Annotated in this window: 19 protein-coding genes; 13 read left to right on the top strand and 6 right to left on the bottom strand. The window is 73.0% G+C overall.

Features of this window, described 5'->3' with window-relative positions; all coding sequences use genetic code 11:
* Positions 1-74: 74 nt before the first annotated feature.
* From ACSNOB_RS01070 to thpR, 5 genes are all read left to right on the top strand, one after another.
* On the top strand, positions 75-1,553 hold the full coding sequence (locus ACSNOB_RS01070; protein ID WP_436684615.1) for an NCS2 family permease: 1,479 nt from the start codon (positions 75-77) through the stop codon (positions 1,551-1,553).
* 120 nt (positions 1,554-1,673) lie between these two features.
* The gene (locus ACSNOB_RS01065) at positions 1,674-2,123 is read left to right on the top strand and encodes a MarR family winged helix-turn-helix transcriptional regulator (RefSeq protein WP_393102148.1); all 450 of its coding nucleotides are present in this window, start codon (positions 1,674-1,676) and stop codon (positions 2,121-2,123) included.
* Between the two features lie 70 nt (positions 2,124-2,193).
* On the top strand, positions 2,194-3,477 hold the full coding sequence (locus ACSNOB_RS01060) for an MFS transporter (protein ID WP_436684614.1): 1,284 nt from the start codon (positions 2,194-2,196) through the stop codon (positions 3,475-3,477).
* A 103-nt stretch (positions 3,478-3,580) separates the two neighbouring features.
* The gene (locus ACSNOB_RS01055) at positions 3,581-4,090 is read left to right on the top strand and encodes a hypothetical protein (RefSeq protein WP_393102150.1); all 510 of its coding nucleotides are present in this window, start codon (positions 3,581-3,583) and stop codon (positions 4,088-4,090) included.
* A gap of 13 nt (positions 4,091-4,103) precedes the next feature.
* Positions 4,104-4,682: an RNA 2',3'-cyclic phosphodiesterase gene (gene thpR, locus ACSNOB_RS01050; protein ID WP_436684613.1), complete on the top strand. Its 579-nt coding sequence runs from the start codon at positions 4,104-4,106 to the stop codon at positions 4,680-4,682.
* A gap of 123 nt (positions 4,683-4,805) precedes the next feature.
* Here thpR and ACSNOB_RS01045 read toward each other — a convergent pair whose 3' ends face one another.
* The 4 genes from ACSNOB_RS01045 to ACSNOB_RS01030 form a co-directional block, all read right to left on the bottom strand.
* The gene (locus ACSNOB_RS01045) at positions 4,806-5,792 is read right to left on the bottom strand and encodes an aldo/keto reductase (protein WP_436684612.1); all 987 of its coding nucleotides are present in this window, start codon (positions 5,790-5,792) and stop codon (positions 4,806-4,808) included.
* Positions 5,793-5,867: 75 nt separating this feature from the next.
* The gene (gene sepH / locus ACSNOB_RS01040; protein ID WP_436684611.1) at positions 5,868-6,950 is read right to left on the bottom strand and encodes a septation protein SepH; all 1,083 of its coding nucleotides are present in this window, start codon (positions 6,948-6,950) and stop codon (positions 5,868-5,870) included.
* Between the two features lie 187 nt (positions 6,951-7,137).
* Positions 7,138-8,265: a phosphoserine transaminase gene (gene serC, locus ACSNOB_RS01035; RefSeq protein ID WP_436684610.1), complete on the bottom strand. Its 1,128-nt coding sequence runs from the start codon at positions 8,263-8,265 to the stop codon at positions 7,138-7,140.
* Between the two features lie 247 nt (positions 8,266-8,512).
* Positions 8,513-9,619 (bottom strand): citrate synthase 2, encoded by a 1,107-nt coding sequence (locus ACSNOB_RS01030; RefSeq protein WP_132231920.1) that lies wholly within the window; start codon positions 9,617-9,619, stop codon positions 8,513-8,515.
* 282 nt (positions 9,620-9,901) lie between these two features.
* Here ACSNOB_RS01030 and pdxH point away from each other — a divergent pair, with 282 nt between their 5' ends.
* From pdxH to ACSNOB_RS01015, 3 genes are all read left to right on the top strand, one after another.
* On the top strand, positions 9,902-10,531 hold the full coding sequence (gene pdxH / locus ACSNOB_RS01025; RefSeq protein WP_436684688.1) for a pyridoxamine 5'-phosphate oxidase: 630 nt from the start codon (positions 9,902-9,904) through the stop codon (positions 10,529-10,531).
* Positions 10,528-11,826: an MFS transporter gene (locus ACSNOB_RS01020; RefSeq protein WP_436684608.1), complete on the top strand. Its 1,299-nt coding sequence runs from the start codon at positions 10,528-10,530 to the stop codon at positions 11,824-11,826. Before pdxH ends, ACSNOB_RS01020 begins: the two co-directional genes overlap by 4 nt.
* A gap of 279 nt (positions 11,827-12,105) precedes the next feature.
* On the top strand, positions 12,106-13,398 hold the full coding sequence (locus ACSNOB_RS01015; RefSeq protein ID WP_436684607.1) for a cytochrome P450: 1,293 nt from the start codon (positions 12,106-12,108) through the stop codon (positions 13,396-13,398).
* Here ACSNOB_RS01015 and ACSNOB_RS01010 read toward each other — a convergent pair.
* The gene (locus ACSNOB_RS01010) at positions 13,328-16,213 is read right to left on the bottom strand and encodes an AfsR/SARP family transcriptional regulator (protein ID WP_436684606.1); all 2,886 of its coding nucleotides are present in this window, start codon (positions 16,211-16,213) and stop codon (positions 13,328-13,330) included. The genes ACSNOB_RS01015 and ACSNOB_RS01010 overlap by 71 nt on opposite strands.
* A 296-nt stretch (positions 16,214-16,509) precedes the next feature.
* On the opposite strand from ACSNOB_RS01010, the gene ACSNOB_RS01005 reads away from it, so the two are divergent.
* The 5 genes from ACSNOB_RS01005 to ACSNOB_RS00985 all read left to right on the top strand — a co-directional run bounded on the left by ACSNOB_RS01005 (position 16,510) and on the right by ACSNOB_RS00985 (position 20,643).
* Positions 16,510-17,439 (top strand): aldose 1-epimerase family protein, encoded by a 930-nt coding sequence (locus ACSNOB_RS01005; RefSeq protein WP_436684604.1) that lies wholly within the window; start codon positions 16,510-16,512, stop codon positions 17,437-17,439.
* Between the two features lie 12 nt (positions 17,440-17,451).
* Complete coding sequence (locus ACSNOB_RS01000) at positions 17,452-18,054, top strand: nitroreductase family protein (RefSeq protein ID WP_436684603.1); 603 nt, start codon at positions 17,452-17,454, stop codon at positions 18,052-18,054.
* A 191-nt stretch (positions 18,055-18,245) separates the two neighbouring features.
* On the top strand, positions 18,246-18,551 hold the full coding sequence (locus ACSNOB_RS00995; RefSeq protein ID WP_089002310.1) for a type II toxin-antitoxin system VapB family antitoxin: 306 nt from the start codon (positions 18,246-18,248) through the stop codon (positions 18,549-18,551).
* A 35-nt stretch (positions 18,552-18,586) separates the two neighbouring features.
* Complete coding sequence (locus ACSNOB_RS00990; protein WP_436684602.1) at positions 18,587-19,747, top strand: acyl-CoA dehydrogenase family protein; 1,161 nt, start codon at positions 18,587-18,589, stop codon at positions 19,745-19,747.
* Between the two features lie 143 nt (positions 19,748-19,890).
* Positions 19,891-20,643, top strand: coding sequence for a DUF4230 domain-containing protein (locus tag ACSNOB_RS00985; RefSeq protein ID WP_436684601.1), 753 nt, complete (start codon positions 19,891-19,893; stop codon positions 20,641-20,643).
* A 111-nt stretch (positions 20,644-20,754) separates the two neighbouring features.
* Here the strand turns inward: ACSNOB_RS00985 and ACSNOB_RS00980 are convergent, their stop codons facing one another.
* Entirely contained in the window at positions 20,755-20,961 is a 207-nt protein-coding gene (locus tag ACSNOB_RS00980; protein WP_393102162.1) for a PspC domain-containing protein, read from the bottom strand.
* Positions 20,962-21,024: the final 63 nt, after the last annotated feature.

Here is a 21,024-nt window from a genome sequence, read left to right as displayed (position 1 = left end):
GCGATCAACTTTCCCTGCTGGCCGGTGATCTGCGACGATGCGCGCGACAACGGAAGATCACCTGCGAGGACCTGATGGCAGTAGCGCCGCCCGACAACGGCACACCACCCGACCCCGCTCATCCGCGTAACGGTTTCGACCGCTTCTTCGAGATCTCCGCCCGTGGCTCGACGATGAGCCGCGAGGTACGCGGTGGCCTGGCGACCTTCTTCACGATGGCGTACATCGTGGTGCTCAACCCGCTCATCCTCGGTGGTGCCGTCGACGGCGACGGCAAGTCACTGCCCATTCCCGCCCTCGCCGCGGCCACCGCCCTGGTCGCCGGCCTGATGACGATCCTGATGGCCGTGGTCGGCCGGTTCCCGCTGGCCCTCGCCGCCGGCCTCGGCGTCAACGCGCTGGTCGCGTACGAGATCGCCCCGGAGATGACCTGGGCGGACGCGATGGGCCTCGTGGTGATCGAGGGTCTGATCATCGCGGTGCTGGTGCTGACCGGCCTGCGGACGGCCGTGTTCCGCTCGGTGCCGACGCAGATGAAGACGGCGATCGGCGTCGGCATCGGCCTCTTCCTGACCATCATCGGCCTCGTCGACGCGGGTTTCGTGCGCCGGGTTCCGGACGTGCAGAACACGACCGTGCCGGTCAGCCTGGGCATCGGCGGCAAGCTGGCCAGCTGGCCGCTGCTGGTCTTCGTGGTGGGCCTGCTGCTGACCATCGTGCTGCTGGTGCGCCGGGTCAGGGGCGCGATCCTGATCGGCATCCTCGCCTCCACCGTGCTGGCGGTCGTCGTCGAGGCGGTGGCGAACATCGGGCCGTCCTTCGTCGACGGCAAGCCGAACCCGAAGGGCTGGGCGCTGAACGTCCCCGAGTTCCCGAAGACCTGGGTGGACGTGCCGGACCTGTCGCTGCTCGGCAACTTCAACGTGTTCGACTCCTGGGGCCGGGCCGGCTGGGTCGTCGCGCTGATGTTCGTCTTCACCCTGCTGATCACCGACTTCTTCGACACCATGGGCACGATGGTCGCGGTCGGCCAGGAGGGGGCGATGCTCGACGAGCGGGGCACCCCGCCGCGGGCACGCGAGATCCTGCTGGTCGACTCGATCGCGGCGGCGGCCGGCGGCGCGGCGAGCACCTCCAGCAACACGTCGTACATCGAGAGCGCCGCCGGTGTGGCGGAGGGCGCCCGGACCGGCGTGGCCAACCTGGTCACCGGCGGCATGTTCCTGCTGGCGATGTTCCTGGCGCCGCTGGTCGTGGTGGTGCCGTTTGAGGCGGCCTCCACCGCGCTGGTGGTGGTCGGCTTCCTGATGATGACCGCAGTGCGGACGATCGACTGGTCCGACTACGAGATCGCCATCCCGGCGTTCCTCACGATCGTGCTGATGCCCTTCACGTACTCGATCTCCAACGGCATCGGCGCCGGCCTGATCACGTACGTGGTGGTGAAACTCGCCAAGGGCAAGGCCCGGGAGGTCCACCCGCTGCTGTACGGGGTGGCCGTCCTCTTCGTGCTGTACTTCCTGCGCGGGCCGATCGAGTCCGTGGTGCTCTGATACACCCTGCGCTCCGGGCCGGTGACCGAATCGGATACCCGGCCCGGAGCAGGGCAAACTTCTCGTGAGCATGGTCATATCGCATCTCATTAGCCAGGCTCATTAGTTAGGCTAACTATCGTGACGGAGCGGACGGTGACGGCGAAACGCGTGCCACCGGCGCAGCTGGCGCCCCAGCTGCGTGATGCGATCACCCGGCTCAACCGACGGGTCCGCCAGGCCCGGCCGGTCGGCGACCTGACGGTCACCCAGCTCTCCGCGCTCACCAGCCTCCGGCTGGCGGGCGCGCTGACGCCCCGGGAACTGGCCGACGTCGAACGGGTGCAGCCGCCGACGATGACCAAGATCGTCGCGAAGTTGGAGGAGCGCGGCCTCGTGCAGCGCACCCCCCACCCGACCGACGGCCGGCAGGTCATCCTCGCGGCGACAGAGGGGGGACGGGCGGTGCTCGAGCAGTTCGAGCGCGCCCGCGACGAGTGGCTGGCCCACCGGCTGGCCGAGCTCACCGAAGCAGAACGGGACACCCTGCGGCAGGCCGCGGAGATCCTTCAGCAGCTCGCCCGCGCCTGACCCGCGCGCCTCGCACCACCGCGCCGTCCGCCGTCGATGACGCGTACGACCGCGAGGAGGCGCACCAAGAGTGCAGGCGAAGCTGAGCACGATGTTCCAGTCCCTACAGGTCCGCAACTACCGGCTCTTCGCATCCGGGCAACTGATCAAGTTGATCGGTGTCTGGATGATGTTCATCGCCCAGGACTGGCTCGTCCTCGAGCTCTCCGACAACTCCGCCACCGCGCTGGGCGTGGTCACGGCTCTCCAGTTCACCCCGGTGCTGCTGCTCACCCTGCTCTCCGGGCGGCTCGCCGACCGCTACGACAAGCGGATGCTGCTCTTCGTCGCCAACGCGTTCTGGACCGTGCTGGCGCTCGGCATGAGCCTGCTGGTGATCACCGGCCTCGTGCAGCTCTGGCACGTCTTCGCGTTCGCGGCCCTGCTCGGCGTCGCGAACGCCGTGGAGACCCCGGTCCGGCAGGCGTTCGTGTCGGAGCTGGTCGGCACGTCGCTGCTGCCGAACGCGCTCTCGCTGAACGCGGCGGTGTTCAACTCCGCGCGGATCGTCGGGCCGGCCGTCGCCGGTCTGGCCATCGCCGCCTTCGACGTGGGGCCGGTCTTCCTGTTCACCGCGCTCAGCTCGGTCGCCCCGCTGGTCAACGTGGTCCGGATGCGCCCGGCCGAGCTGTACCGGGAGGCGCTGCTGCCGCGCGACGAGCGGGCGTCGGCCAAGGTGGTCGACGGGCTGCGCTACGTCTGGCGCCGCCCCGACCTGCTGCTGCCGATGGCGGTGATGTCGGTGATCGGCATGTCGCTGTTCAACTTCCAGCTCACCCTGGCCGCGCTCGCCAAGACCGTCTTCCAGACCGGGGCGGCCTCGTTCGGGCTGTTCAGCACCGCGCTGGCGGTCGGCGCGCTCGTGGGGGCACTGGCCGGCACGGGGCGGCGCAGCCGCCCCTCGGTGTGGCTGGTGCTCGGCGCCGCGGTCGGCTGCGCCAGCTTCGGCACCCTGGTCGGGCTCGCCCCCGCGTACTGGATGGTGGTGGCGCTCCTGCTGCCCACCGGGTTCTTCATGGTGTTCTTCGCCCAGGCCGCCAACCAGCGCGTGCAGCTCGGCACGGACGCCGCGTTCCGGGGCCGCGTGATGGCCCTGTGGGTGCTGGTCTTCCTCGGCACCAACCCGGTCGGCGCGCCGGTGATCGGCTGGGTCGCGGAGACCTACGGCGCCGGCGCCAGCATCTGGATCGGCGGGCTGATCTCGCTGGCCACCGCCCTGATCGCGCTCACCTGGCAGCTGCGCCGCTCCGGCGCCCGGCTGCGCTTCCGCGTCCTGCCGATGCCCCGCTTCTACGTCACCTCCACCGACTGCTAGGCCGTGACCGCCGCCCGGATGGGACGAAGCGTCCCATCCGGCGGATGGCGTGGATGCGGCCAATCCGGTGGCGGTCCGCCGGCATGGGGCTTAGCGTCGATGCGTGGAGGTCGGACGCGGGGTGCTGCTGGTCCTGGCCTTCGTCGGCGTGGCCAGTCTGCCGGCGCTGATCGCGCTGATCTTCTGCGCCGACGAGATCATCGACCGGGTCGCCTGCGGTTACGCCGAGTGGCGCGACCGCCGGCGGGAACGGCGCACCATCGCGCGGCTGGACCGGGCCGTCGAGGCCGACGCCCTGACCCGCGACATCGACCTCACCGACTTCGACCGGCCGGACCGGCGCCCGCTGGAACAACTCGCCGCCGACCTGCGCCGCCTGCGCGGCCAGGGGGCCGTCGCCCACGGCCGGCAGGCGGTCTGGCACGGCACGGTGCTCCAGGCGTACGACGACCGGCTCCGGCTGGCCTGCCGGGCGCTCGGGATCACCGAACACCTGACCGAGCTGGCGGGCGTCGACCTTGAGCTGGAACGGGTCCGGGTGGAGGGCCTCCTGCACGCCGCCGGCCTGACCCTGCCCGCCGCCCGGGCAAGCGACCGGCAGCGCCACCACTGAGCGGCGGACCGGCTTGAGGCTCTTCGTCGCGGTCTACCCGCCGCCCGAGGCGGTCGCGCACCTCGGCGCGCAGGTCGCCCGGTTGCGCATCGGAGCGGCGGCCGCCGCCGGGATCAACGTCCGGCTCGCCGACCCGGCCACCGCGCACGTCACCCTCGCCTTCCTCGGCGACGTCGAAGCGGGCCGGCTGGTCGAGGTGGAGAGCGCCCTCGGGCTCGCCGCCGAGTGGTCCCGGGACGGCCCGGCCGCCGCGCCCCGGCTCCGGCTCGCCGGCGGTGGGCGCTTCGGGCGGGGCCGCTTCACGGTGCTCTGGGTCGACCTGCGGGGCGAGGTGGAGCAGATCCAGGTGCTCGCCCGGCTGATCCGCTCCCGGCTGCGGCACGCCCGCCTGCCGCACGACGACAAGCCGTTCCGCCCGCACCTGACCGTCGCCCGTCCCGGCGACCGCGTCCCCCCGGTCGACGTCACGGCCGACGTGGCGACCCTGGACGACTACGAGGGCCCCGAGTGGCCGGCCGCCGAGATGGTGCTGGTGCGCAGCCACCCCGGCCCCCGCCCCACCTACGACCGCCTGGCCGCCTGGCCGTTGTGACCGTTTGCGCCCCGAGCCGTGCCGGGAGCGCCGCCGCCCGGGCGGCCGAGGCTGCCTGGTCCGGGCGCCGGCAGCCAGGCTCCGGACCTTCGGACGGGGGCCCGGCGCCTGGCTGGCCGTTGGCTACCAGGCCCACGCCTCCGGGCCGGGGCCGCCGTTGCCGATCGGCGGGAAGAGCTCGTCCAGCCGGCGCAGAGCGTCCTCGTCGAGGCTGACGTCGAGCGCGCCCAGGGAGCGGTCGAGCTGGTCGGTGGTGCGCGGCCCGATGATCGGGGCGGTCACCCCCGGCCGGGACAGCAGCCAGCCGAGCGCCACGTCCGCGGGGTCGTGCCCCAGCTCGGCGCAGAGCTTCTCGTACGCCTCGATGGTCGGCCGGTGCTCGGCCAGCGCGTCGGCGGAGCGGCCGCTGGCACCGCGCGCGGCCCCGCCCTCGGCCATCTTCCGCAGCACCCCGGCGAGCAGCCCGCCGTGTAGCGGCGACCACGGGATGATGCCCAGCCCGTGGTGCTGCGCGGCCGGCACGACCTCCAGCTCGACGTGCCGGGTGAGCAGGTTGTAGATGCACTGCTCGGAGACGAGGCCGAGGAAGTGGCGCTTCGCCGCCGCCTCCTGGGCCACCGAGATGTGCCAACCGGCGAAGTTGGACGACCCGACGTAGAGCACCTTGCCCTGGGCGACCAGGGTCTCCATGGCCTGCCAGATCTCCTCCCACGGCGTGCTCCGGGAGACGTGGTGCATCTGGTAGAGGTCGATGGTGTCGGTCTGCAACCGGCGCAGCGAGTCCTCGCAGGCCCGGATGATGTGCCGGGCGGAGAGGCCCTGCTCGTTGGGCCACTCGCCCATCTTGCCGTAGACCTTGGTGGCCAGCACGACCTTCTCCCGCCGGCCGCCGCCCCGGGCGAACCAGCGGCCGATGATCTGCTCGGTGATCCCCTCGCCGGTCTGCCAGCCGTAGACGTTGGCGGTGTCGAAGAAGTTGATGCCGTGTTCGAGGGCCCGATCCATGATCGCGAAGCTGTCCGGCTCGGTCGTCTGCGGCCCGAAGTTCATGGTGCCGAGGCAGAGGCGACTGACCGACAGGCCGGTGCGGCCCAGGTTCGTGTACTCCATACGGCAACCCTGCCACGGTGGCACTTCGAGTGCCTCGCGTCGACTCCGGCGCAGGCGGCCGCCGGAGTCGACGCGTCAGGAGGACTCGCGGGCCGCCGGCCCGCTGCCGAACAGCACGTCGTCCCAGCTCGGCAGGCGCTTGCGGGGCTTGCCCCCGGCGTCGGCAGACTCGGCGGCCGACGCCGCCGGGGCGCCCGTGCGGCGGGGCCGCAGCACCGCCAGGGACGGCACGGCCGGCACCTCCTTGGGCGCGTCCGAGTCGTCGTCGAACGCGGAACCCTGTCCGCCGCCGAGCAGCGCCGCCGCCCCGCCGGCGACCGGCCGCTGCCGTGGCGCGTCCTGCCCGGCCAGGGCGGCCGGGGAGCGCGGGTCGAGCCCGCGGCCCGAGGTCGAGCCGAGCGGACGGTCGAGGGAGGCGAGCAGGGCGTCCCGCCCGGCCCGGATGGGATCGCGGCCGGGACGGCTGTGCTCGGCCGGCGCCGGCAGGCCGTGCCCGCCCCGGCTCGGCTCGCCGCGCGACGGGCCGGGCAGCGCGTGACCGCCCCGCTCCGGGGCCGGCTCCTGGCCGAGGATCGGGGTGGGCCGCTCGGCGCACAGGTACTGCGCCATGTCGTCGTGCGGGGTGACCGCCTGCCGGGTCTTGTCGAGGTCCCACACCGCCTGGGCGGTCGCCTTGCCCGACGGCCAGGTGGCCACGATCCGCCAGGTGCCGTCGTCGCGGCGCCACGCGTCCCAGGAGATCTTCTCGGTGTCGATCCCGTGCTGGGCCAGCCGGCCGTTGACGACCTCGGCGAGCGGGGTGGGCTTCTCGGCGCCCTTGAGCCGGGTGCGCCGGGCGTGCTGGGCCAGCATGGCCCGCTCCTGGAGCACCGGGCCGGCGTAGCGCAGCACCCGGTCGACGGGCACGCCGGCGATCCGGGCGACGTCCTCGGCGGACTCGCCGGAGCGGATCTTCGCCTGGATGTCCCGCGGGGACAGGGAGGGCACCGGATCGGCCGCGGCGGCCGGGGCCACCGCGAGCGGCGGGGCGCCGGGCTCGGCGTGCAGCGCACCGGCGACACGCTCGTCGATGGGCAGGGCGAGCAGTCGCCCGACCTCGTCGGCGAGCACCAGGGCCTGGCCGTCCTCGGAGAGGGCGACGAAGCGTACTGGGCGCATAGCGTTGCCTCCGTCCCGCTTCGCTGGCCGTCACGCCACGAGCCGGCCACCCGGGCGTCTCGCACCACCGTACGCGTATCTGCCCCGAGGTGGGGGATGCGACACCCGCATGTCGCGACTGAGCTGCGGCGATGATCACGTTCGGTGGCCGCCGACGCGTCCGGCGGCCACCGAACGTGACGACGGCCTAGAGCCGCTCCACCACGTAGTCGATGGACGCGGTCAGCGCCTCGACGTCGGCCGGCTCGACGGCCGGGAAGAGCGCGACCCGGAGCTGGTTGCGGCCCAGCTTCCGGTACGGCTCGGTGTCCACGATGCCGTTGGCGCGCAGCGCCTTCGCGATCGCGGTGGCGTCGACGGAGTCGGCGAAGTCGATGGTGGCGACCACGTTGGACCGTAGCGCCGGGTCGGTGACGAACGGCGTCGCCACCTCGGAGCGCTCCGCCCAGCCGTAGACGATCGCGGCGCTCTCGGCCGTGCGCTTGGCCGCCCACGCCAGCCCGCCCTGGGAGTTCATCCAGTCGGTCTGCTCGGCGGCCAGGAAGATGGTGGCCAGCGCCGGGGTGTTGTAGGTCTGCTCCAGCCGCGAGTTGTCGATCGCGGTGACCAGGTCGAGGAAGGCCGGGATGTAACGGCCCGACGCCTTGATCTCACCGGCGCGCGCGAGCGCGGCGGGGGACATCAGGGCCAGCCAGAGGCCGCCGTCGGAGCCGAAGCACTTCTGCGGGGCGAAGTAGTAGACGTCGGTCTCGCCGACGTTCACGTCGAGCCCGCCGGCGCCGGAGGTGGCGTCGACCAGCAGCAGCGAGCCGGGGTCGGCGCCGGCCACCCGGCTGATCGGCACCGCGACGCCGGTCGAGGTCTCGTTGTGCGGGGTGGCGTAGACGTCCACCCCCGCCTCGGCGACCAGCGTGGGGGCGCTGCCGGCCGCCGACTTGCGGATGGTCGGTTCGCCCAGGAACGGGGCGTCCTTGACGGACTTGGCGAACTTCGCGCCGAACTCGCCGAAGCTGGCGAACTGCGCCCGGTCCCGGACCAGGCCGAAGGTCGCGACCTCCCAGAACGCGGTGGTGCCGCCGTTGCCGAGCACCACCTCGTAGCCCTCGGGCAGGGAGAAGAACTCGGCGATGCCGCGGCGCAGCCGGGCGACCTGGTCGCGGACGGTCTTCTGCCGGTGCGAGGTGCCCAGGTAGCTGGTCGCGACGTCGGTGAGGGCGGAGACCGCCGCCGGACGGACCTTGGACGGCCCGCAGCCGAACCTCCCGTCGGCGGGCTTGAGGTCGTCGGGAATCCGGATGGTCGGTGCGTCAGCCACGGTTGTCGAGATCCTTCCGCAAGGGCGAGGGCGGGCCCGGTCTTGAAACGGGCGCGGATCGACGGCGGACGCGCGCGGGCGCGCGGGGCGGCCGGGATCCGGGCCCGGTCCGGCGACACTGCCGGCCTTCATCCTCCCACCCGGGCCGGCCGGTCCGGCCGCTGGTCCCACTCCCGGGGCGTGAGGCGTGCGCCACAGACACGCGCGAGGGCCCCGTCCGCGCGGACGGGGCCCCGGAGGTACGCGGTCAGACGCCGTGCGGGATGGCGTCCCAGCCCTCGACGTCGCTGGGCTTGCGGCTGCCCGGGCCGACGTAGCGGGCCGACGGGCGGACCAGCCGCTGGAGCTTCTTCTGCTCCAGGATGTGCGCGCTCCAGCCGCCCATCCGGGCGCAGGTGAACATCGAGGTGAACATGTGCGCCGGCACCTCGGCGAAGTCGAGCACCACGGCCGACCAGAACTCGACGTTGGTGGCGAGCACCCGGTCCGGGCGGCGGGCCTGGAGCTCGGCCAGGGCGGCCTTCTCCAGCGCCTCGGCGATCTCGAAGCGCGGCGCGCCCAGCTCCTTGGCGGTGCGGCGGAGCACCCGGGCGCGCGGGTCCTCGGCCCGGTAGACCCGGTGGCCGAAGCCCATCAGCCGCTCACCCCGGTCGAGGACGCCCTTGACGTAGCCCTCGGCGTCGCCGCTGCGCTCGACGGCCTCCAGCATGCTGAGCACCCGGGAGGGCGCGCCGCCGTGCAGCGGGCCGGAGAGGGCGCCGATGCCGGAGGAGATGCAGGCCGCGGCGTCCGCGCCGGTGGAGGCGACGATCCGGGCGGTGAAGGTGGAGGCGTTCAGGCCGTGCTCGGCGGCGGAGATGAAGTAGGCGTCGACGGCCTTGACGTGCCGTGGGTCGGGCTCGCCGCGCCAGCGCTTCATGAACCGCTCGACGATGGTGGAGGCCTTGTCGATCTCCTTCTGCGGCACCGCCGGCAGGCCGAGGCCGCGCGCGGACTGGGCGACGAAGGAGAGCGCCGTGACCGACACCCGGGCGAGGTCCTCGCGGGCCTGCTCGTCGGAGATGTCGAGGAGCTGGTTGAGGCCCCAGTACGGGGCGAGCATCGCGACCGCGGACTGCACGTCCACCCGGATGTCGCCGGAGTGCACCGGCACCGGGAACGGCTCCGCCGGCGGCAGGCCGGGGCCGAACCGCCCGTCGACCAGCAGCGCCCACACGTTGCCGAAGGAGACCTGGCCGATGAGATCCTCGATGTCGACCCCGCGATAGCGCAGTGCGCCGCCTTCGCGGTCGGGTTCGGCGATCTCGGTCTCGAAGGCTACGACGCCCTCCAGCCCGGGTTTGAAATCGGCCATAGTCGCTCTCCTGGATCTGCTCGGTGCGCCCGGTCGGGCCCTCATCCGGCCAACCGGCCGAGCGCCTCAGGCGACCCTCAGGGATGTGTTCGTGACATCTTGCCTGGTGGGTAACCAGATCCGCGACCCGCTGCGACTGTGCTGCGCGTGACATCCCCCGTCCGGGGCGGCCCGGAGGCGTCGGCGACACTTGGCGGTACGGGCTGGCCTGCTCGGAGGGCGCGGGCCGGGTCGACGGGGAGGGGAGAGAACGTGACGGGCGACACACTGCCGCCGGCGGCGATGCGTAACGAGTACGCCGCGGACCTGGGCCTTTCCGAGGCGGACCTGGCCGCCGACTGGCACACCCAGTTCGACCGCTGGTTCGCCGACGCGGTCGCCGCCGGGCTGCCCGAGCCGAACGCGATGGTGGTCGGCACCGCCGACGCGGCGGGCCGGCCGAGCGCGCGGACCGTGCTGCTCAAGGGGTACGACCCGGAGGGCTTCGTCTTCTTCACCAACTACGACTCCCGCAAGGGCGCCGAGGCGGCCGCCAACCCGCACGCGAGCCTGGTCTTCCCCTGGTTCGCGATGCAGCGCCAGGTGGTGGTCGCCGGCCGGGTGGAGCGGGTCGACCGGGCGGAGACCGAGGCGTACTTCGCCAGCCGGCCGCGCGGCTCCCAGCTCGGCGCCTGGGCCAGCACCCAGTCCCGGGTGGTGCCGGACCGGACGGCGCTGGACGAGGCGTACCGGGCGGCGGCCGAGCGGTTCGCCGACGTCGAGCCGATCCCCGCGCCGCCGCACTGGGGCGGGCTGCGGGTGCGGCCGGAGTCGGTGGAGTTCTGGCAGGGCCGGGCCAGTCGGCTGCACGACCGGCTGCGGTTCCGGCTCACCGGGCCCGGGGAGTGGGCCGTCGAGCGGCTCGCCCCGTGACCCAGCTCAAGGAGCCCGGCGCGCGCGGGGTGCGCCGGTTCGCGATCGACCTGCGCCCGCTGGCGGTGCCGGCGTACCGGCGGATGTGGCTCGGCAACGGCATCGCGATGTTCGGCATCCAGCTCACCGCCGTCGCCGTGCCCGTCGAGATGTACGAGATCAGCGGAAGCTCGCTCTGGGTCGGCCTCATCGGCATCGCGGCGTTCGTGCCGCTGCTGGTCTTCGGGCTCTGGGGCGGCGCGCTGGCCGACGCGCACGACCGGCGCAAGGTGCTGCTGGCGATGGCGGCGGTGCTCTGGGCCGCCACGCTCGGCCTGGTGGTGCAGGCGGTGCTCGGCGTCGGCAGCCCGCTGCTGCTGCTCGCCCTGGTGGCGGTGCAGTCGGTCGCCTTCGCGATCAGCTCGCCCACCCGCAACGCGATCCTGCCCCGGCTGGTGCCGGCGGACCTGCTGCCGGCGGCGACCACGCTGAACTTCACCACCTACACCGCCGCCTCGGTGCTCGGCCCCCTGGTCGCCGGCCTGGTCTTCGCCTGGTGGGGCACCGACCTCGGCCTGCCGATCGCGTACGCGGCCGACGCGGTGCTCTTCACCTTCGCGGTGTGGGCGACGGCGAAGCTGCCGGCGATGCCGCCGGAGCCGGACCCGGAGTCGGCCGGTACCCCCCGGCGGGCCGGTCTGGCCAGCATCGTCGACGGGCTGCGCTACCTGGCCACCACGCCGGTGCTGCTGCTCTCCTTCGTCATCGACCTGATCGCGATGGTGCTGGCCATGCCCCGGGCGCTCTTTCCGGAGATCGCCGACGAGCGGTTCGGCGGCGGCGCGGCGGTCGGCTGGCTCTACAGCGCGATCGCCCTCGGCGCGATGCTCGGCGGGCTCACCTCCGGCTGGATCGGCCGGCTCCGCCGGCAGGGGCTCGCGCTGGTGGCGGCGGTGGTCGCCTGGGGGCTGGCGGTGGCGGCGGCCGGGCTGGCCGGCCGGCTCTGGCTGATGGTGCTGCTGCTGGCGGTGGCCGGCGCGGCCGACCTGGTCAGCGCGGTGCTGCGGCAGTCGATGCTGCTGGTCTACGCGCCGGACCGGATGCGCGGGCGGCTCATGGGCGTCAACACGGTGGTCATCGCCGGCGGTCCGCGCCTGGGCGACCTGCGGGCCGGTGCGGTGGCGGCGGGTTTCGGCGGCGGCGTCGCCTGGGTCAGCGGCGGGCTGATCTCCGCGGCGCTCGCGGTGCTGCTGGTGGTGGCCTTCCCGGCCCTGCTGCGCTACCGGGCGGCGACCACGGCTACCGACCGGGACTGACGGCCGTCCACCCCGGGTCACGCCCGGCCCGGCCGTCCGGGCCGCAGCCCCTTCGGCGGTGGTGAACCGGGACCGATCACGAACCCCGGCGTCGATCCTGCGGATTTCGTGCGGGGATCATGCGCCGGACCATCGATCGTGGTCAGTAACGCCGTCAACTCCTGGAGGTTAGGCATGAAGCACATCCGTCACGCAGCCGTCCGCGTCCTGGGTCGGGTCCGCATGGGGGGCATGTACACCTACTGGAACATCTTCAACTGACCTGTTGAGGGCCGACGAGTGACGACGCATGCACCTGGTCCGGAGCGGCCGCCGGGGCCGCGAGGGCACTGGTTGTTCGGCAACACCGAGGAGTACGACCGGGACAGGAACGGCTTCCTGGAACGGTGTCACCGCGAATACGGGGACGTCTTCTCCTACGATGCCCGCACCATCGTGGTGTCCTCGCCGGATCAGGTGCATGCGTTGCTCGCCCGGACCAACAAGGACTTCCTGGCGGAGAACTCGCCGCTCGCGGGGCCTGTGGACACCGAGCGGATGGCGGCCGACGCCGAGCTGTGGACGTCGACCCGTCGCGTGGGCTGGCAGGGCCTGCACCGGCGGGTCGCGCGGGCGCACGCGGAGCGGTTGCGCGAGATCTTCCGCGAGACCGTCGGTGACGGGGAGACGGACGTGCTCGCCACGATGGCCGCCTTCTTCGGCCGGGCGACCGCCGACTTCTGCCTGAGTGTCGACGCGGAGGGCGTGCCGGAGGCGCTGGCCGAGAACGTGGCGGCCATCGACCCTCTCTCGCGTAGCTCGTTGCAGCTGCCGCCGTGGTGGCCGTCGCGTCGGGTACGGCGCTTCACCAGATCCCGGGAGCGGCTCCTGGCGCTGATGACCGAGGTCGTGCGCCGCCGTCGCCTGGCCGGGGACCCGTCGGCCCAGGACCTCCTCGGCCTGCTCCTCGCCTCGGCGGACCGGGGGTTGTCCGACCTGCAGATCGAGCGGTTCCTGCGCGGGATCATGCTCGCCGCGCTGGGCGTCCCGGCCACCGCCCTCACCTGGATCGTGTACGAGCTCGGCAGGCGACCGGACGTGCGGGCCCGGCTGGCGGCCGAGTCGGCCTCAGCCGGCGATGTCCCGGAGTTGGAGGAACTGCCGTACACCGAGGCGTTCGTCAAGGAGGTGCTCAGGCTGTGGCCACCGACCTGGTTGATCGGCAGGACCGTACGGCGGGAGACGGAACTCGGCGGGTGGCGTCTCCGCCCCGGTGACCAGGTGCTGTTCAGTCTGTACCGGCTGCATCGGGATTCCCGCTGGTGGTCCGACCCCGACCGGCTGGTGCCGGAACGGTGGCTGGACCCGCATGTCGCGCCCGCCCGGCACACGTACCTGCCGTTCGGCGCGGGACCGCGGGTGTGCGTGGGGACGCAACTCGGCATGATGCAGTTGACGTTGGCGACGTCCTGGCTGGTCGGCGACATGGAGATCACCGGGCCGCAGGAGGCGACGCCCGACTTCAGTGGTCTGCTGGTCCCCCGTGACCTGCGGGTCGGGCTGCGGAGGAAGGTCGTACCGCGAGGCGTCTGATCTTCTCCCGCACGTTGCGGGCCTCGACGGTGCGGCGTTGCTCGCGGTAGGAGTCGAGCGCCTGCTGCCAGGCGCGACGGGCGGCGGTGAGCCGGCCCGACCCCTGATGGACGTCGCCGATGCGGACCAGCGTGTCGGCGGCCTGGTAGGCGTTGCCGAGGCTCTCGCGTAGCTCGAGGCACCGGCCGTAGTAGCCGAGCGCCTCGTCGTGTCGCCGGGCGCGGTGGGCGATGTAGCCGAGGCTGTCGAGGGTGGCGGACTCGCCGTTGCGGTCCTCGTACCGCTGGAAGAGCCGCAGCGCCTGCTCGCAGTACGCCTGCGCCGTCGAGTAGTGGCCGAGTTTGGCGTGGCACCAGCCGGCGGCGCTGAGCGCGTTGGCCTCCCAGCGGGGGTCCTGGAGTTCCCGCTGCAGGCGCAGGGCGTTCTCCACGTGCGGGAGTGCGCTCGCGGGCTCGCCTCGCTCCAGCCAGGCGAACCCGAGGGTGTGGCTGGTGTGCGCCTGTCCCGCGAGGTCCTCGTCCTGCTCGAACAGGTTCAGCGCGAGCAGCAGGTGCGCCAGGCCGTCCTCGGCGCGGGATGCCTGCGCGTAGGCGTACCCCAGGTACCAGTGGGCGAAGGCCCGGGTGTTCCGGTGACCCAGTCGGTCGGCCGCGCTCAGGGCCCGCTGCCAGGACTCGATGCGCTGCTCGTGCTGGCACCGCTTGTGGTACGTGTCCATCGCCCAGGCCAGTCGCCAGACGGCCTCGTCCATGCCCAGCTTCACGGCCAGCTGCTGCACGGCGATGAGGCTGAGCTGCTCGTCCTCGAACCAGGCCCAGGCCGATGCGGCGTCCTCGAACTCGTCCCGCGCCCGCTCGGGAAAGATTCGCGTGGCGAGCGGACGGCCGGGGTCCAGCACCCGGTCGGCGACGGACGCGGTGTACACGTACGAGTCGATCAGGCGGGTGAGCGCCTCCGCCCGTTCGTGATCAGGCCGATCGGACTGCGCGCGTTCGGCGGCGTAGAGGCGGACCAGGTCGTGCATGCGGTACCGACCGGGACGCCGCTGATGGATCAGGTTGGCGGCTTCGAGATGGTCCAGCAACACCCTGGTACGGGGGGTGGGCAGGCCGGCGAGCGCGGCGGCCGACCGCAGGCTGATGTCGGGCCAGGGCGTCAGTCCCAGAAGCGTGATCAGCCGGGCGGTGGCGGCGTCGAGGGCCTCGTACGAGGCGGTGAACGTGGCCCGGAGGTCGGTGTTCAGGTCGCCGGTCTGCAGGGCGTCGAGACGGGTGGAGGGGTTGCTCAGCTCCTTGGCGAGGACCGACAGGGGGAAGCCGGGATGCATGGCGGCGCGTGCGGCGAGCACGCCGATCGCCAGGGGCAGGCCGCCGGTGTGCTCCACGAGGATGGCCACGCTGTCCGGATCCTCCGCGGCCCTCGAGCCGTCCAGCTGGCGGCGGAGCAGGCGGTGGGCCTCGGCGCGCGTGAGGGCGTCCAGCCCGATCAGGTTGGCGCCACGGGTGGCGTTCAGACCGGGTAGACGGTTGCGGCTGGTGATCACCACCGTGCAGCTGGGGCTGCCGGGGAGCAGCGGCTCGACCTGTGCCACGTCACGGGCGTTGTCAAGGACGACGAGCAGGCGGCGGCCGGCGACCAGCGACCGGTAGAGACCGGACTGGGCCACCTCCCCGACCGGCATGGCCGCGGCCGGGACACCGAGGGAACCGAGGAAGTGGCGCAGCGCCACATGAGACGGCAGGGGGCCGCTGGTCGGGTCGAACCCGTGGAGGTCGACATAGAGTTGGCCGTCGGGAAACAGCTCGAGGTTGTCGTGCGCCCAGCGCACGGCCAGCGAGGTCTTCCCCATTCCCCCGGTGCCGCTGATCGCGGCGATCGCCACGCTGTTGGTGGTGCTGTCGCCGACAAGGCGATCCAGCTCGGCGCGTTCGCGTTCGCGGCCGATGAAGTGCGGCGGCGGAGCCGGCAACTGCCGGGGGACCGGCATCGGGGCCACCGGCCTGCGGGGCGCGTGACGCGGCTGGCTCCGCGGCGGTTCCGGGGGCGTGTCTGTGGGTGCCGGCGCGGTGTCCGCCGGGTCGGGCGTGGTGCTGGCGGGTGCGAGTGTGCTGTCCGAGGTGAGGATGCGCTGGTGCAGCCGCTGCAGCTCGCTTGCGGGCTCCAACCCCAGCTCTGCGCTGACTCGATCCCGGAGCCTCCGGTAGACCGCCAGGGCGTCGACACGCCTGCCGCTTCGGTGCAGGGCCGTCATGAGCTGACCATGTGCCGGCTCGCGTAGCGGATGGTCCGTGATGACGGCGGTGAGTTCGGTGATCGCCTCGGCGTGCCTGCCCGTGGCCAGCAGGGCCGAGGCCCGCTCCTCCACCGCCTGCAACCGCAGTTCCTCGAGCCTGACCGCCTCCGCCCGGACGAAGGAGCCGTCGACCCCCTCCAGGGGCGCCCCGCGCCAGAGGCTCAATGCCTCGTCATAGCGGATCACCGCGGAGGCCGGGTCACCCTCGGCGGCTGCCTCGCGCGCTCGCGTCACCCGGTCGAGGAACGTGGTCAGATCCAGCCGATCGGGCTCCAGCCGCACCAGGTACCCGGGCCGCTGGGTGTGGATCAGATCGTCCCCCGCGGCGAGGCACGTCTTCCTCAGGTCGGAGACCAGCGTCCTGACCCGGGAGGAGGGCGAACTGGGTAGCGGCTCCCCCCACAGCAACTCCGCCAGCCGCCGGACCGACACCACGTGGTTGGCATTCAGCAGCAGGATCGTCAGCAACGCGCCCTGCTTGCCGGTCAGGACGACGTGTCCGCTCCCGGTCTGCAGCTCCACCGGCCCGAGCACCCGGAACCTGGCCCGCGCACGCCCTTCAGGACCCACTGCGACCTCCAGCCGAGCTGATGAACCGGACGGACCCGCTCCGCGACATCGGTCCATCCCAGGGGCATTTGTCAGGATAGTCGATACCTGATCATGTTTCCTCGGCGTGATTTCCCTTCCGAGGCACCGCTGGGTCCAACTGCGGCTCCCGGTGGTGCCGTGCCCGGCAGGCCGGCTCGTCGGCTGACCGCCGGCGGCACCGCGGGCGACGGCCGGGGCGCCTGCCCGCGTCGACTAAGGTCGCCGGCATGGACAGCGCCGTGAGGTCATCACCGTCCGGGACACAGTGGACCATCGCCGCGGACGGCCACGAGGCCGTCATCGTCGAGGTGGGCGGCGGGGTGCGGACATACCGGCACGACGGGGTCGACCACCTCGACGGGTACGGGGCCGACGAGATGTGCCCCGGCTGCGCCGGCCAGGTGCTGGCCCCGTGGCCGAACCGGATCCGCGACGGGCGCTACACCTTCGGCGACCGGTTGTTGCAGCTCACGCTCAGCGAGCCGGACCGGGCGGTGGCCATCCACGGGCTGGTCGCCTGGGTGCCGTGGCGGCTGGTGGAGCGGTCGCCGGACGCGGTGACCGTCGGCTACGACCTGCCGCCGCAGCCCGGCTACCCGTGGTCGCTGCGGCTGCGCACCCGGTGGAGCGTCGGCCCGGACGGGCTGCGCGCCGAGCACGAGGCGACCAACCTCGGCGTCGAGCCCGCGCCGTTCGGTTTCGCCGTGCACCCGTACCTGCGGGTGCCCGGGGTGGCGGTGGACGACCTGTCGATGCGGCTGCCGGCCCGGTCGCGGTTGCAGGTGGACTCCCGGCTGCTGCCGATCGGCGTGACCCCGGTCGCCGGCACCGAGTACGACTGGACCAGCCCGCGCCGGATCGGCCGGGCCCGGCTGGACCTCACCTTCGGCGACGTGATCCGGGACGAGGACGGCGGCTCGGCGGTCAGCCTGGCCGCCCCGGACGGCTCGGCGGGCGTGCGGATCTGGGCAGACCGGGAGTTCGGCTGGTGGCAGGTGTTCACCGGCGACGCGCTCTCCGGGCAGCGGCAGCGCCGATCCGTCGCGGTCGAGCCGATGACCTGCCCGCCGGACGCGTTCCGCTCCGGCCGGGACGTGATCATCCTGAAGCCGGGCGCGACCTGGCGGGGTGTCTGGGGCGTACGGCCGGGGGTCTGAGCGGGGGAGCGCATGGAGTTCGGCGAGGTGGTCCGGCGGCGCCGGATGGTCCGCAACTACGACCCGGACCGTCCGGTCCCGCCCGACGTGGTGGAGCGGCTGCTCGACCACGCCGTCCGCGCGCCGTCGGCCGGCTTCGCCCAGGGCTGGGGCTTCCTGGTGCTGGAGGAGCCGGCGGACCGGGAGCGGTTCTGGGCGGCGACCACCCCCGGCGGGGGCGGCCGGGAGCGCTGGCTGGCCGGCATGCGCCGGGCCCCGCTGATCGTCGTGCCGCACGCGAACCGCTCGGCCTACCTGGAGCGGTACGCGGAGCCGGACAAGGGCTGGGCGGACCGCTCGGCGGAACGCTGGCCGGTGCCGTACTGGTACGTCGACACCGGCTTCGCCGCCCTGCTGATGCTGCTGACCGCCGTGGACGAGGGGCTGGGGGCGTGCTTCTTCGGCATCCCGCCGCAGCGCCTCGACGCCTACCGGGACGCGTTCGGGGTGCCGGCGGAGTACGACCCCATCGGCGCGGTGACGGTGGGTTACCGGGCGCCGGACCACCGGTCACCGTCGCTACGCCGGGGGCGGCGTCCGGCGAGCGAGGTGGTCCGGCGGGGTCGGTGGAGCTGAGGGGCTCCGGGTGGTTCGTCCGGTTGTGAACCGGACGGCGGGTAGCGAAACTGACATCAGGGAGCAGAACGTGGGGTGGTGCAGCCCGCTACGCTGGCACGGTCATCGGTGCCGCGGTACGCGGCGCCACGCCGCGACCCGGCCCCGGCGCCGTGGGGTCGGCCCGGCCAGGGGGAGGGGAGCGTGCCGTCGTGATCTTCAGAGCGGTCCGGGACGGGCGTCCCTACCCGGAGCACAACCTGACGCTCAAGCAGTGGGCGGAGATCCCGCCGCGGCCGCTGCGCCTGGACCAGTTGATCACCACCAAGCGTGAGTTGGCGCTGGACAAGCTGCTCGCCGAGGACTCCACCTTCTACGGCGACCTCTTCCCGCACGTGGTGCAGTGGAACGGCGGGCTCTACCTGGAGGACGGGCTGCACCGCGCGCTGCGGGCGGCGCTCCAGCAGCGCAACCAGATCCACGCCCGGGTGCTCGTCCTCTCCGGGCCCATCGAGTGAGCGGCCGGCCCTGAGGCTTCGTTAAGGTGGCTGCCATGAGCCGTACCGACCTGCTGGACCTGGACTCGTCGCTCACCGAGGAGGAGCGGCAGATCCGCGCCGTCGTGCGCCAGCTCGTCGACGACCGGGTCCGCCCGCACGTCGCCGGCTGGTACGAGGAGGGCCGGGTGCCCGCCCGGGAGTTGGCCCGCGAGTTCGGCAAGCTCGGCCTGCTCGGCATGCACCTGACCGGCTACGGCTGCGCCGGCGCGTCGGCCGTCGCGTACGGGCTGGCGTGCCTGGAGCTGGAGGCCGGCGACTCCGGTCTGCGCTCGCTGGTGTCGGTGCAGGGCTCGCTGGCCATGTACGCCATCTGGCGCTACGGCAGCGAGGAGCAGAAGCAGCGTTGGCTGCCGCCGATGGCCACCGGCGAGGCGATCGGCTGCTTCGGGCTGACCGAGCCCGACCACGGCTCCGACCCCGCGTCGATGACCACCCGGGCCCGCCGCGACGGCGACGACTGGGTGCTGACCGGCGCCAAGATGTGGATCACCAACGCGCCGATCGCCGACGTCGCGGTGATCTGGGCGCGCACCGACGACGGCGTGCGCGGCTTCGCCGTACCGATGGACACGCCGGGGGTGACGGCGCGGGAGATCCGGCACAAGATGTCGCTGCGCGCCTCCGTCACCGGGGAGGTCGTGCTCGACGACGTCCGGCTCCCGGCGGACGCCCGGCTGCCCGAGGCGGTCGGGCTCAAGGCGCCGCTGAGCTGCCTGACCGAGGCCCGGCACGGCATCGTCTGGGGCGCGCTCGGCGCGGCCCGCGACTGCCTGGAGACCGCCCTGGAGTACGCCACCACGCGCACCCAGTTCGGCCGGCCCCTGGCCGGCTTCCAGCTCACCCAGGCCAAGCTCGCCGACATGGCCGTCGAGCTGAACAAGGGCGCGCTGCTGGCGCTGCACCTGGGGCGGCTCGCCGACGCCGGGCGGCTGCGCCCCGACCAGGTGAGCGTGGGCAAGCTCAACAACGTCCGGGAGGCGCTGGCCATCGCCCGGCAGTGCCGCACGATCCTCGGCGCGAACGGCGTCTCCGGGGAGTACCCGGTCATGCGGCACGCCAACAACCTGGAGAGCGTGCTCACCTACGAGGGCACCTCGGAGATCCACCAGCTGGTCATCGGGCAGCGGCTCACCGGGCTGTCGGCCTTCGCCTGACCTGCGCTTCCGCCCGCCCGGCCGGCGCTCCGGCGCGGTCCCGGCGGGCGATCGCGTCCGGTTGCGCCGCTCGGCGAGCGCCTGTCGTACGGGGGCCTTACCGTCATGGACAGACGACGTGTCTGACGAGGACGGTGAGGGCCATGGCCCGCGACGGTGACATCAACGAGCCCACCAGGGAGTTCCCGGGCTACCCGACCGGCGAGGAGCTCAAGGCCCGCACGGACGTCGCGCCCGAGCCCGCGCCGGGTGCGCCGACACCGGCCCGCGGCCTGCTGTGGGTGCTCGGCGCGGCGGCGCTGGCGGTGGTGGTGCTGCTCGGCGTGCAGGCCACCGGCATCCTGCCGGACTTCCGCAACCCGTTCGCCAAGGAGCAGACCGACCGCAGCCAGCCGCCGCTGCTGAAGTCGATCCAGGATCTCAGCCGCTACGTCGCCGCCGAGGGCAACTTCCAGGTGGTCGTGGACCTCCAGAACGACCGGCGCAACGTGCCCGACTGGCTGCTCAACCAGCGCACCCTCTTCGTCGGGGCGGGCAGCGTCGAGGCGTACGTGGACTTCGCCAAGATCTCCGAGGGCGCGGTGGTCGAGTCCGCCGACGGCAAGTCCGTGGAGATCAGGCTGCCGGCGCCGCAGCTCGGCAAGACCAACCTCGACCTGGAGAAGAGCTACGTCTTCGCCGAGGAGCGCGGGCTGCTCAACCGGATCGGCGAGCTGGTCGGCGGCGACCCCAACCGGCAGCAGCAGGTCTACCAGCTCGCCGAGGAGCGCATCACCACCGCCGCCCGCGACAGCGGCCTCACCCAGCGGGCCGAGGAGAACACCCGCAAGATGCTGGAAGGGCTGCTCCGCTCCCTCGGCTACGAGAAGGTCACGGTCACCTACACCGCCCCGTGATCCGCGCGACCGCACGGAAGTAGCCCCCTCCGCGGCGCCGGAGGGGGCTACTTCGGGGACGTTGTCGCCGCGACCGGCGGCCCGGCGCGTGGCGCAGGTGACGGTCGAAGGTCAGTAGCGGGTGGCGGCGTAGCGGTCCTCGTTCGGCATCAGGACCCACAGCACCAGGTAGACGACGACCTGGGTGCCGGGCAGCAGCAGCGACAGCAGGAACAGCAGCCGGACGAACCCTGCCGACCTGCCGAAACGTTGGGCCAGACCGGCGCAGACACCGGCGATCATGCGTCCCTGACGGGGGCGGACCAGTTTGCGACTCATCGTCGTACTCCCACTCTGCGGCGTTCGCCGCGTCTGTCTCCACGGTAGGAAGGGGCGGCCACC

It is taken from the genome of Micromonospora sp. URMC 106, assembly GCF_051386395.1.
In the GTDB taxonomy this organism is placed as follows: Bacteria; Actinomycetota; Actinomycetes; order Mycobacteriales; family Micromonosporaceae; genus Micromonospora.
This window is presented reverse-complemented; position numbering and strand designations above follow the sequence as displayed.